Source organism: Flavobacterium sp. 2, from assembly GCF_049949195.1.
In the GTDB taxonomy this organism is placed as follows: domain Bacteria; phylum Bacteroidota; class Bacteroidia; order Flavobacteriales; family Flavobacteriaceae; genus Flavobacterium.
The window spans coordinates 2,327,296-2,339,393 of record NZ_CP188206.1 but is presented as its reverse complement, the minus strand read 5'-3'; the positions used below and the strand labels follow the sequence as shown (position 1 = coordinate 2,339,393).

Genomic DNA, 12,098 nt, shown 5'->3' with positions numbered 1-12,098 from the left:
ACAGATTTTAAAATCTTTTTAATCTGTGCTAATCTGTGTAATCTGTGGCAAAAAAAATCTTTGCGTACTTAGCGAATAACTTAGCGCTCTTTGCGGTTAAACCACATTATTAGTCTTGAAAAATAAATTAAAAGCGTTTCTTAAACGCATCATAAACTGGATTAAAAGAAACAAAATTAAATCGGCAATTGCATTTCTGCTTTTGCTGATTTACTATTTTTCTATACCACGAACTTTGTTCAAAGAGCCTTATTCAACTGTGATTGAAAGCAAAGAAGGAGAATTGCTCGGGGCTAAAATCGCTCGTGACGGGCAATGGCGTTTTCCGGCACAAGATAGTGTTCCTGATAAATTCAAAAAATGTATTGTTTATTTTGAAGATGAATATTTCTATAAACATCCCGGCTTTAATCCTGGAGCGATGATCAATGCCTTTAAACAAAACAGAAAAGCTGGAAAAGTAGTTCGAGGCGGAAGTACCTTAACACAGCAAGTTATCAGACTTTCCCGAAAAGGAAAAAACAGAACGTATTTTGAAAAAATTATCGAAATTATTCTCGCGACAAGATTAGAATTAGGTTATTCTAAAAATGAAATTCTTGAAATGTACGCTGCTCATGCGCCATTTGGAGGAAATGTTGTTGGATTAGAAATGGCTTCTTGGCGTTATTTTGGTGTTCAGGCCAATCAATTATCTTGGGCGGAAAATGCTGTTTTGGCTGTATTGCCAAATGCTCCAAGCTTGATTTATCCTGGAAAAAATCAGATAAAATTACTAAACAAGAGAAATCGATTGTTGTTAAAACTACATCAGGAAGGAATTATTGATAAGCAGACTTACGAACTTTCGATAGAAGAGCCTCTTCCTCAAAAGCCATATGATTTGCCTCAAATTGCGCCTCACTTATTGCAAAGAGTGGCTAAAAATGAAGAAGGAACAAGAGTTAAAACCACAATTGATTATGCTTTACAGAATAGAGTTAATCAGATTGCAAGATATTATTACAATCAATACAAACAGAATGAAGTGCATAATCTGGCTATTTTGGTAATAGATGTTCAAAACAGGAATGTAATGAGTTATGTTGGAAATTCTCCAGCCGATGCAGATCATCAAAAAGATGTCGATATTATTGATGCGCCAAGAAGTACAGGAAGTATTTTGAAACCGCTTTTGTATGGAGCAATGCTAGATGACGGTGAATTATTACCAAATACTTTAATTGCTGATATTCCAACGCAAATTTCAGGTTATACACCGCAAAATTTCAACCTTACTTTTGATGGAGCAGTTCCGGCACATCGGGCATTATCACGGTCATTAAATATTCCAGCGGTCTTGATGTTGCAAGATTTTGGCGTAAATAAATTTTATGAAGAATTGCAGAAATTCAAATTAAAGAACATCAACAAAACACCAGACCATTATGGTTTATCGCTTATTTTGGGAGGTGCTGAAAGTAATTTGTGGGATTTATGTAGAGCCTATGCAAATCTTTCTTCTACGGTTAATTATTTCAATAGAAACAATGGTAAATATCGAACTAATGAATTTGCAGAATTAAATTATAAAAATGATTTTAAACCTGATTTCGGATCAGAAACGGATCAAAAAAACACTTTAGGTGCGGGGTCAATTTGGTTAACATACAATGCAATGGAAGAAGTCAACAGACCGGAAGGCGATGAAGCCTGGAAGTTTTACGATAGTTCGCTTAAAATTGCATGGAAAACAGGAACAAGTTTTGGGAATAGAGATGCGTGGGCTATTGGAACTAACTCAAGATATGTGGTTGGAATATGGGTTGGGAATGCAACTGGAGAAGGAAGGCCAACTTTAACTGGAGTTACAAGTGCCGCACCAATTTTATTCGATGTTTTTAATTTATTGCCAAGGCAAAGATGGTTTGATACTCCGTATACAGATTTAGCCGAGGTTGAGGTTTGTCGTTTAAGCGGTTATTTGGCAAAAGACAATTGTCCGAAAATCAAACAATGGATTCCTAAAAAAGGAAAATCGACGAAAGTTTGTCCGTATCATAAAGCCGTTCATTTAGATAAAACAGAACAATTTCAGGTTAATAGCAGCTGCGAAAGTATAGATAATATTGTGACTAAAAATTGGTTTGTTCTGCCTCCGGTTATGGCTTGGTATTATAAAAGTCAACACATTGAATATTTGCCTTTGCCACCATTTAAAGAAGGTTGTGAAGGAACGCAAACCACCACAATGGATTTTATTTATCCAAAAGCAAACAGTAAAATCTATTTAACGAAGGATTTTAATAGTAATGTTCAGCCTGTAATTTTAAAAGTAGCTTATTCTGAAAGAGATAAAGAATTGTTTTGGTATGTAGATGATGTTTATAAAGCCACAACAAAAACATTTCATGAATTACCAATTACGCCAACAACAGGAATACATTATATCACGGTTGTGGATGCTTCAGGTAATGAAATAAGGAGAAAAATTGAGATTGTAAGAGAATAAATTTTCCGCCACGAATTCACGAATTATTATAAAAATAAATTCGTGAATTGCATCGCCTGTTCGCTGTCGCTCGGGTCGTGGCGAAAAAAAAGCCACAAAAAAACCGCCAATCTTTCGAAAGGCGGTTTTGTTTTTTTATTCTGAAATAACATTTCCTTTTTTATCATAGAAATGGTATTCTAAGTACGTGTAAGCGTCACGAGGTATGATTTTCACCCATTTCTTATGTTCAAAAAACCATTTTGAACGTAATGATGGAAAACCTTTGCTGAGGTATGCAGCCACAAACGGATGTGTGTTTAACACAACTTTATTGTGGGTTTTTAAAAGTCTTTCTAAATCAGAGGCGATCTTGTCAATTATTAATATTGGCGCTTCAATTTCGCCATTAATTTTATCTGGATCTTCTTCTCTAGTTTTAATATTAACTTCTGGTCTTACGCGCTGTCTTGTAATTTGGACCAAACCAAACTTACTTGGCGGTAATATTTTATGCTTTGCTTTATCGTCGCTCATTTCTTCTCGCAAGAAGTCGAACAAAACTTTCCTGTTTTCTGGATTAGACATATCGATAAAATCAACAACTATAATTCCGCCCATATCTCGCAGACGAAGTTGTCTTGCGATTTCTGCAGCGGCAATCATATTAACTTCCATGGCTGTATCTTCCTGGTTGGTTGCTTTGTTTGAACGGTTTCCGCTGTTGACGTCAATAACGTGCAACGCTTCAGTGTGTTCAATGATAAGATAAGCACCTTTACTCATCGAAACAGTTCGGCCAAAAGAAGTTTTGATTTGTCTCTCTATATTGTATTTCTCGAAAATCGGAGTGTCATTTGATTGATAAAACTTAACAATCGATTGTTTTGAAGGTGCAATTTCTTGCAGATATTCCTTCGTTTGGTGGTACAACTCTTCATCATCTATTTGAATACCGCTGAAGGTATCATTGAATACATCTCTTAATATTGAAGAAGCTCTGTTAAGCTCTCCTAATACTTTTGATGGATGATGAGCAGTTGGTAATTTTTTACACATTGCAGACCATCTGCCAAGCAGGTTCTGCAAATCTTTTTCTAATTCGGCTACGTTTTTGCCTTCGGCTACTGTACGAACAATAACACCAAATCCTTTAGGTTTGATCGATAGAACAAGTTTTTTTAGACGATCCTTTTCTTTTTTGTCTTCTATTTTTTGAGAAATAGAAACACGATCAGAAAAAGGAACTAGAACGATAAATCTTCCGGCAAGAGAAAGCTCAGCACTTATTCTTGGACCCTTGGTCGATATAGGTTCTTTAACTACTTGAACTAAGACAGATTGATTGGCACTTAAAATATCAGTAATGATGCCATCTTTGTCAATCTCTTTTTCAAACTGAAAGGTTTTTAGGGAGAAATCTTTTATTTTACCTGCGCTTACAAGTTTTATGAATTTCAGCTGAGAAGCTAGATTTGGACCCAAATCGTGATAATGTAAAAAGGCATCTTTTTCGAAGCCTACATTTACAAAAGCAGCGTTAAGTCCAGCAACTGGTTTTCTGATTTTGGCAATAAAAATATCACCAACCTGAAAGTTGCTTTTTTCTTCTTCTTTGTGTAATTCAATTAGTTTTCCATCTTTTAATAAGGCAAAATCTACTGCTTCAGAACTAGATCTAATGATTAATTCTTTATTCACACTGTAAATTTTTATCCGTGAATTGGTTGTCGGTTGCTTGTTGATAGTTGTTGGTAAAGAAACCAAAAACCAAAAACCAAAAACCATCAACTTCTACAAGGATGGATTAAACAATATTTTTAACAGGTATTAACCCGGTGAAAAGAAGATTAGTAGAGAATAGAGTAAAGAGAATAGACTTTTTGTTGTCTATATTCTATTTTCTTTTCTCTTTCATCTTTTTTCAATTTCAATGAACGTTTAAAAAGAAAAAAGTAGTTTAAAACTACTTTTTCTTTTTGTGACGGTTAGCTCTCGCTCTTTTTTTACGTTTGTGAGTAGCTACCTTATGTCTCTTTCTTTTTTTACCACTTGGCATATCGTGTCAGATTTTATGTTAATTAATAGTATTATTTTGCTTCGTTGTTCGTTTTTACTCCTTCTACAAAAACTTTTGCAGGCTTAAACGCAGGGATGTTGTGTGCTGGAATTTTGATAGTTGTGTTTTTAGAAATGTTTCTACCAGTCTTTTCAGCTCTTGTTTTAACGATAAAGCTTCCGAAACCTCTTAGGTAAACATTGTCACCAGTTTCTAATGAAGTCTTAACTTCTTCCATAAAAGTTTCAACTGTTGCTTGAACATCTCCTTTTTCAAGACCAAGTTTCTCTGAAATTTTCGCTACGATATCTGCTTTCGTCATTTTCTTTCCTATTTTATTTTATAAATGATGTACTATTTTTTTGAGTTTGCAAATATAGGAATTAAAAAAATAATTAATCAAGCTAAATCGTTAAATTTTAATTACATAAACATTTACTTTTGTTTTCTAAGTATTTTTCAATGGATTTTTATAACGTACTGATAAATTGGTATTTACAAAACAAACGCGATTTGCCATGGCGTAAAACGGCCGATCCTTACCTGATTTGGCTCTCAGAAATTATGCTTCAGCAGACTCGTGTCGCTCAAGGAATGCCTTATTTTTTTGCATTTACAAAGGAATTTCCTACTGTTTTTGATTTGGCAAATGCCTCAGAAGAGCAAGTTTTGAAACTTTGGCAGGGATTAGGGTACTATTCTCGTGCTCGAAATTTGCATAAAACGGCTCAATATGTAGCAAATGAGCTTAATGGCGTTTTTCCGGAAAATTATAAAAGTTTGTTACAATTAAAAGGAGTAGGAGAATATACAGCCGCCGCGATTGCATCTTTCTCCTATAATGAGGCTGTTCCTGTTGTTGATGGAAATGTTTTCAGAGTACTTTCTCGTTATTTTGATATAGAGTCTGATATTGCTTTGCCGGCGACTAAAAAAGAGTTTACAGAATTAGCCTATGAATTAATGCCGAAAGACAACGCTGCAATCTTCAATCAGGCGATAATGGAATTTGGCGCTTTGCAATGTGTGCCGAAAAGTCCTAATTGTATGGTTTGTGTTTTTAACGAAAGTTGTGCCGCATTGCAAAAAAAGAAAGTAGCCGATTTGCCTGTAAAACTGAAAAAGACAAAAGTCACAAATCGTTACTTTAATTATTTGGTTTTAGAAGACATTATAGGTAATACATTAATCCAAAAAAGAACGGCTAAAGGAATTTGGCATAATTTATACGAATTCCCTCTTTTGGAAACGGATGAAATTGTGGGTTTTGAAATAATATCAAAAGCGATGCAAAAAGACATTTTTCCTTCCTATACTATTATAGGCATAGAAGAATGCGCAGAAACTACTGTTGTACACAAACTTTCGCACCAACACCTTCATATACAGTTCTGGAAGGTTAAAATTAATTCTGAAATAGAGAATGGTTTGAGTTCCAGTGAGTTAAAAACGTTTCCTTTTCCAATTGTGATTTATAATTTTATTGAAAAGCAAGAAATAAATTGCTAAAAAAATGTATCTTTGGGAGAAATACTACCAAAAACTATGAACGGAACATTAAATAAGGTGATGCTAATTGGCCATTTAGGTGATGATGTAAAAATGCATTATTTTGATGGAGGAAACTGCATAGGACGTTTTCAGTTAGCTACAAATGAAGTTTACATTAATAAAACCACTAATGAAAAAATAACTTCGACGGAGTGGCATAATTTAGTTGTACGCAACAAAGCTGCTGAAATTTGTGAAAAATATTTATCAAAAGGGGATAAAATTTATGTCGAAGGACGTATAAAATCCCGTCAATGGCAGGCAGAAGACGGTACGACAAAATATACTACAGAAATTCAGGTTACAGAGTTTACTTTCCTGACAACCAAAAAAGAAACCGGAAATCATAAGCCACATCAGGATCAGGAATCGGCAAAAAACACTAACTTTGACGCTTCAAACGAAAGCTTGCCTATAAACGACTTGCCTTTCTGATTGTTTAACTAATTTTTTTTAATTTGGACCCAGAGCCCAGTTTACTTTTATCTACAACTTTAGACATCAATTTAATAATTGGTTTTGTCGGAATATTTATTTTGCTGTTTTTATCAGCCATTGTTTCAGGTGCCGAAGTCGCTCTTTTTTCTTTGTCTCAAAAAGATATTGATGAAGCACTGAACGAAAATCTCTCAAAAGGAAAAATCATTTCAAATCTTTTAGATAAGCCGAAGAAATTGCTGGCAACGCTTTTAGTTGCTAATAATTTTCTGAATATCGGGGTTGTTATTCTGTTTTCGTTTATTGGTCGAAATATTTTTTCTCATATTACTTCTCCTGCTTTTAAATTCTTTTTAGAAGTAGTTTTGGTCACTTTTCTGATATTATTATTTGCAGAAGTATTGCCGAAGGTTTACGCCAGCCGAAACAATTTAAAATTCGCAAAACGTGTTGCTTATCCCATCGCTTTTTTAGACAAATTACTTTCGCCAATAAGTTTGCCGATGCGCGCTGTTACCTTATATTTGCAGCGTAAATTGGGAAAACAGAAAAACAGTTTTTCAATAAATCAGATTTCGCAAGCCTTGGAGCTTACAGATTCTGAAGGAACATCAACCGAAGAACAAAAAATATTAGAGGGAATTGTTTCTTTTGGAAATACGGATACGAAACAAGTTATGAGTCCGAGGATTGATATTTTTGCTTTGGAAATTTCAGAAACATTTGGAGAAATTTACCCTAAAATTATTGAAAGTGGTTTTTCAAGAATTCCGATTTATAGAGACAATATTGATCAAATTGAAGGCGTTTTGTTCGTAAAAGATTTACTGCCTCATATTGATAAAGAAGAATTTGATTGGACTACCTTAATGAGAGAAGCGTTTTTTGTTCCAGAGAATAAAAAATTGGATAATTTATTAAAGGATTTTCAAAGTCTTAAAAGCCATTTGGCAATTGTGGTTGATGAATATGGAGGAACGTCAGGTTTGGTTTCTTTAGAAGATGTTATCGAAGAAATAGTAGGAGATATAAGTGATGAGTTTGATGATGAAAATCTGAATTTCTCGCAGATTGATGAAAAGAATTTTCTTTTTGAAGGAAAAATCAATCTGAAAGATTTTTACAGAATTGTAGATGTTGATGAAGATGTTTTTGATGCACGGAAAGGTGAGGCCGAAACATTGGCGGGATTTATCCTGGAAATCTTAGGAAATTTTCCGAAAAAAGATCAAAAAATAGCTTTTGAAAACTGCGTTTTTACGATTGAAACAGTTGACAAAAAGCGTGTAAAACAAATAAAAGTAACGATAGATTAAGATGTTAAAAAAGATAATTTCAACGGCAGTAATTTTACTGACTCTAACTGTGGTAAGCTGTAAAGATGACGTTTTGCCAAAACCGGCAAGTTTTCTGCGTTTGGATTATCCGGAAGCAAAATATGTTCATTTTGAAAATACTTGTCCGTTTGCTTTTGATATGAATGAAGCGGCAATTATTAAAGGTGAAAAAGATTGCGGATTTGCGATTACGTATCCAAAAATGAAAGCCACAATTTATCTGACTTATAAACCTGTTCACGGAGATATTAATAAGCTTTTAAAAGATGCTCAAAAACTAACATACGAGCACGTTATAAAAGCCGATGATATTTTAGAACAACCGTATCTTAATCCTCAAAAGAAAGTATACGGAATGTTTTATCAAGTTGATGGAAACGCCGCCACAAACTCACAATTTTACGTTACAGACAGTACAAAACACTTTTTAATCGGTTCGGTTTATTTTTATGCAAAACCTAATTTTGACTCAGTTATGCCGGCTGCGAGTTATATCAAAAATGATATGCAGCGTTTGATGGAAACGATAAAATGGAAATAAAAGATATTAAAAAAGGCGTTCAAATTTGAACGCCTTTTTTAATTATTGATTTCAGAATTTAAGACTTAAAATTCGAAACCTTATATGTTTTTCCATCTCCAGTTCCTTGAACAATTCTAGTTAAAGATTCTTGATTTTGGATTGTTTTGTCAAAAGTTACATTTGCTATTTTTTTGTCAAAATCAACAGTTGCTTTTTCAACGCCATCAAGATTTGATAATTCTTTTTCAATAGTTTTGGCACATCCCATTGCGCAAGTCATTCCTTCAATTTCGAAACTTGCTGTTTGTACGTTTTCGGCAGCAATTGCTTTGTGTTCTTTTGAAGTTGTTTCTAATGGTTTTATGTTAGCCAAATTTTTATCTTCTTCTTTCTTGCAGCTAACGAATACTAAACCGGCAATAGCTAATGATGCAAATATTTTAGTGAATTTCATATTTATGATTTTTAAATTGTCAATATGTTTGTTGCAAAATTAATAAAATTCAAGAGGTCAGTTCGTAAAAATAGTACAAATTTGCAGTAAAATGGTGTTTATGGATGCAAAACAATTAAAGTGGGCGTATTTGTTAGTTCTTTCTCTTATTTGGGGAAGTTCTTTTATTTTAATTAAAAGAGGATTGGTAGGTTTAACCGCAATTCAGGTTGGATCTTTCCGAATTATTTTTGCAGCCTTATTTTTGTTGATTGTTGGATTTAGAAGTTTGAAGAAAATTTCGCTTCGCCAATGGAAATTTGTTGCCATAACTTCATTTTTCGGAACCTTTACGCCAGCTTATCTTTTTGCTATTGCCGAAACAGAAGTTGATAGTTCAATTGTAGCGATTTTAAATTCACTTACGCCTTTAAATACATTGGTTTTAGGAATTCTCATTTTCGGAATTCAGTTTCAAAAAAGACAAGTATTGGGTGTTTTTGTTGGATTGGTTGGTTGTCTTTTGCTGGTTTTGAGCGGTGCATCAGCGCATCCGGGACAAAACTACTATTATGTGGTTTTGGTTGTAATTGCAACGCTTTGTTATGCAATAAATGTAAATTTGATTAAAAAGTATTTGTCTGATTTGAATTCGCTAAGTATTACAACTGGAAATTTTATGGTTTTGCTTTTGCCTGCATTAATTATTTTGAGCACGACCAATATTTCTCAAAGAATAAATATTGATATCACGCAGCATTCCATATTTTTTGTAATGATTTTAGGGGTTTTAGGAACCGGAATTGCAAATGTTTTGTTCTTTAAATTGATCCAAATATCTTCTCCTGTTTTCGCAACCTCTGTTACTTATTTAATTCCGATTGTTGCTTTCTTCTGGGGATTGTTAGATAATGAAATGCTGACGCCAATTCAGTTTTTTGGAGCATTTATTATTTTGATTGGAGTTTATTTGTCGGCTAAGAAATAAGATTTTTCTAAAATTATAGATAAAGTTGTCATTTCGACCGAAGGGAGAAATCGCACGCGGAATTCGATAAAGATTGGCGACACACAATGTGGAGTTTTTATTGTGATTTCTCCCTTCGGTCGAAATGACAAACTTTATGGACTAATTCAATAAAAAAAAGCTTCGTCAAAGTTTAAACCTTTGACGAAGCCTATCAGAAAAGAAACCTTAGCAACTTAGCGCCTTAGAATCTTAGCATCTCTTAAAGAAAATCTGCATCAGAAACTCCTTCATTTATTTTGATATCGGACATTTTGATATCCAACTCAAAACCAACATTCTGAATTAAATTAAAAGGAACTTTTACACCTTTTACTTCTTTATAATCATTGAAGTTTGTGATTTGCGTAACCGATTTTCCGCCTTGTTCGCGAACTTTAGATTCTGCTACTTTTAATCCAGATTTGATATCGTAGAAATAAGTTGTTTTGCCGTCTTTAATTGCATAAGCATCACTTCCGTTGATAGGTTCTATGCTGTCAACTTTTAAATCGGTTCTTTTTATTAATTGAAGTTCTTCAAAAGGAGCTGCGTTTGCTTTCATTTCTTTTAAATCATCGCCTTCAAGATTTTTGCGCTGACCTTGTTGTTCAATATAAGCACCTTTTTCATTTACAACTTGTTTCATCAAGCTCATAGTTCCCATAGCTAGCGAAACCATCATTTTTCCTTTTGAATCCAATTTTGAAGTAAACGTCAATGGAGTAGGGGCTTGCGGAATAGTCGTGCTTCCATTCATATAAAGCGTTTTTACTGAAGTCACTGCTTTTTCGCCTCCAATTGCTTTAATATAATTTTCGAAAACTGTTTTTGCAGTAACACTCGCAGGAGCTTCTTTTTTAGTTGCTGGTTTCTCAACCGGATTTCCGTATTTATCAAAATAATAAATCGGAATTTGAAGTTTCTCTATGCCTGAAATTACATCAGAACCTTTTCCGACGATAACAATTCGCATATTGTCAAGCAGGAAATATTTGTTTGCAACACGATAAATATCATCGGCAGTTACATTATTTATAGTTTGAATGTATTTCTCATAGAAATCCGCAGGAAGTTTTTCCGTTTCGATATTTAAAGCATAACGCGCAACAGCCTGAGGTTTTTCAACCTGCATTACAAAGCGCCCAATATATCCAGCCTTTACATTTTTCAAGACATCTTCAGAAACTTTTTCGGTTCTGATTCTTTTGATTTCTTTTATAAATTGAACAACAGCACTGTCTGTAACCGAGTTACGGACGGCAGATGAAGCTTTGAATTTGCCAACATATTTTCCGGTTCCAATACTTGAATTTGCGCCATATGTCCAAGCGTGTTGTTCGCGTAAATTCATGTTCAGATAACTATTGAAATCGCCTCCTAAAATTTGATTCGCAATTACTGCTGGAAAAAAATCAGGATCGCTCATTTTTAAGTTTACCGTATTTACCAACGAAATTTCAGACTGAACTGCATTTGGAACGTCTACAAAATCAATTTGAAGTTTAGATGCGTTTTCCGGATTCGGATAGGTATTTTTTGGAGCAGATTGTTTTTTCCATCCGCCAAAAAGTTTCTCAACAGTAGGTTCTACATCTTTAAATTTTACATCTCCAATGATCACTAAATAAGCATTTTCTGGAACGAAATACGTATTGTAATTTGTTTGAACATCAGCAAGAGTTACATTTTTTACTGTTTCTTCAGAAAGATATTCTCCTGAAGGATGGTTTTTTCCAAAAGCCAAAACATCAACAACGCGATTTGCAATTGCCGGAACACTTTTTTCTTCGGCCTTTAATCCTTCAATCAATTTTGCTTTTTCTTTGTCGAATTCAGTTTGAGTGAAATTTGGCTGTAAAGCGCCTTCTGCCAAAAGCTCTAAAACGCGTCCAGAATATTTAGAAAGCGAACTCGCAAAAGCACCTTGTGAGGTAAAGTTGATGTTTGCGCCGTAGAAATCAATTTCTTCGTTAAAAGCTTCTTTAGTTGTTTTTTTGGTTCCGTTTCCAATTAAACTACTGGTTAATTCGTCAACACCTTTTTTACTACCTTCAGTAAAAGGAGCATTGTCTAGTGTTAAGTTGAAACTGACTCTTGGCAATTTATGGTTTTCGACAACTAAAACTTTCATGCCGTTTGCCAACACAAAAGTTTGCGGCTTTTTAATGTTGACTACTGGGGCGTTTCCTGGTTTCGGTTGTGGACGATCTTGTGCTATCATAATTCCTGTTAGGAAAAAAAGGATTAAAAAAGGATATATTTTTTTCATGATTCGATA

At 34.1% G+C, this 12,098-nt stretch carries 10 protein-coding genes; 6 read left to right on the top strand and 4 right to left on the bottom strand.

Annotated elements, in window-relative coordinates; translation table 11 throughout:
- Positions 1–115: 115 nt before the first annotated feature.
- A complete protein-coding gene (pbpC, locus tag ACNFIH_RS10035; protein ID WP_426486509.1) occupies positions 116–2,491 on the top strand; it encodes a penicillin-binding protein 1C in 2,376 nt (791 codons plus the stop codon).
- Between the two features lie 135 nt (positions 2,492–2,626).
- On the opposite strand, the gene ACNFIH_RS10030 is transcribed toward pbpC, so the two are convergent.
- Together ACNFIH_RS10030 and ACNFIH_RS10025 are read right to left on the bottom strand one after the other, a co-directional pair.
- Complete coding sequence (locus ACNFIH_RS10030) at positions 2,627–4,171, bottom strand: Rne/Rng family ribonuclease (RefSeq protein WP_142450299.1); 1,545 nt, start codon at positions 4,169–4,171, stop codon at positions 2,627–2,629.
- A gap of 389 nt (positions 4,172–4,560) precedes the next feature.
- Positions 4,561–4,851, bottom strand: a complete 291-nt coding sequence (locus ACNFIH_RS10025) for an HU family DNA-binding protein (protein WP_007805026.1) — start codon at positions 4,849–4,851, stop codon at positions 4,561–4,563.
- 140 nt (positions 4,852–4,991) lie between these two features.
- On the opposite strand from ACNFIH_RS10025, the gene mutY reads away from it, so the two are divergent.
- From mutY to gldD, 4 genes are read left to right on the top strand one after another with little or no spacing between them, the layout of a single operon-like run.
- The gene (mutY, locus tag ACNFIH_RS10020) at positions 4,992–6,038 is read left to right on the top strand and encodes an A/G-specific adenine glycosylase (RefSeq protein ID WP_426486508.1); all 1,047 of its coding nucleotides are present in this window, start codon (positions 4,992–4,994) and stop codon (positions 6,036–6,038) included.
- Between the two features lie 36 nt (positions 6,039–6,074).
- Positions 6,075–6,515 carry a single-stranded DNA-binding protein gene (locus ACNFIH_RS10015; RefSeq protein ID WP_026983816.1) on the top strand — a complete coding sequence of 147 codons (441 nt, stop codon included), beginning with the start codon at positions 6,075–6,077 and terminating at the stop codon, positions 6,513–6,515.
- A 23-nt stretch (positions 6,516–6,538) separates the two neighbouring features.
- On the top strand, positions 6,539–7,834 hold the full coding sequence (locus tag ACNFIH_RS10010) for a gliding motility-associated protein GldE (RefSeq protein WP_426486507.1): 1,296 nt from the start codon (positions 6,539–6,541) through the stop codon (positions 7,832–7,834).
- 1 nt (position 7,835) lies between these two features.
- Positions 7,836–8,396 (top strand): gliding motility lipoprotein GldD, encoded by a 561-nt coding sequence (gene gldD, locus ACNFIH_RS10005; protein ID WP_426486506.1) that lies wholly within the window; start codon positions 7,836–7,838, stop codon positions 8,394–8,396.
- A 58-nt stretch (positions 8,397–8,454) separates the two neighbouring features.
- Here gldD and ACNFIH_RS10000 read toward each other — a convergent pair whose 3' ends face one another.
- Positions 8,455–8,832 (bottom strand): heavy-metal-associated domain-containing protein, encoded by a 378-nt coding sequence (locus ACNFIH_RS10000; RefSeq protein WP_426486505.1) that lies wholly within the window; start codon positions 8,830–8,832, stop codon positions 8,455–8,457.
- A gap of 100 nt (positions 8,833–8,932) precedes the next feature.
- On the opposite strand from ACNFIH_RS10000, the gene ACNFIH_RS09995 reads away from it, so the two are divergent.
- A complete protein-coding gene (locus ACNFIH_RS09995) occupies positions 8,933–9,799 on the top strand; it encodes a DMT family transporter (RefSeq protein WP_426486504.1) in 867 nt (288 codons plus the stop codon).
- 241 nt (positions 9,800–10,040) lie between these two features.
- Here ACNFIH_RS09995 and ACNFIH_RS09990 read toward each other — a convergent pair whose 3' ends face one another.
- Positions 10,041–12,089: an insulinase family protein gene (locus ACNFIH_RS09990; RefSeq protein ID WP_426486503.1), complete on the bottom strand. Its 2,049-nt coding sequence runs from the start codon at positions 12,087–12,089 to the stop codon at positions 10,041–10,043.
- Positions 12,090–12,098: the final 9 nt, after the last annotated feature.